Raw genomic sequence first — 554 nt, 5'->3', positions numbered from 1 at the left:
TCTGGATATCACGTTTTCTCCACATCTGCAGTTTCTGCTTTTTCTTCCCGGAAAGTTTTCCTTTCATTTCCAGATATTCGAAAACAATCACATCTGCCTTCTTTTCTGATGCATAAAAAACGATTTCCTTTGCAATTTTTCTGCCAAGCTCTGTATTCAGACGTTTTGCATATGCCCATCTTCCCTGCGCCTGACGCGATCCATGTTCCCGCTGAAATCTTCGGATCCGTCCCAGCGCACGGTACATCCGGTCTTTGTCACTGGAAAAGTTAATAAACTTTCTTCCCAGGATAGTTCCGTCTGGACGCATGATGGTACAGACTGCATCCGTATTGATGCCGAGATCCACACTGCAGATCGTTTGTTCTTTGACAGGTGTCCGGTTTAAAGATACCTCTTCCGCATACGTAAAACGCAGGAAATATTTGTCGTGCTTTTTCTCCAACGTTGGCGCCGAAGCTTTTTTGCCCGACCAGTGTTTTCTTAAATATTCCATATCCGTATGTTTCAGCCGCACAGCAAACCATTTCCAGTCATGGCCATCGTACAGTTTT

At 44.6% G+C, this 554-nt stretch carries 1 pseudogene; it reads right to left on the bottom strand.

The features are described 5' to 3' along the window. A pseudogene (locus tag DXA93_RS18855) lies at positions 1 to 554 on the bottom strand (IS200/IS605 family accessory protein TnpB-related protein); the annotation flags it as partial.

Origin of the sequence: Blautia sp. OF09-25XD (assembly GCF_003482095.1) — a bacterium.
GTDB classification, from domain to species: domain Bacteria; phylum Bacillota; class Clostridia; order Lachnospirales; family Lachnospiraceae; genus Fusicatenibacter; species Fusicatenibacter saccharivorans.
The sequence above is the reverse complement of the archived record's forward strand: the minus strand, read 5'-3'. Positions and strand labels throughout refer to the sequence as shown.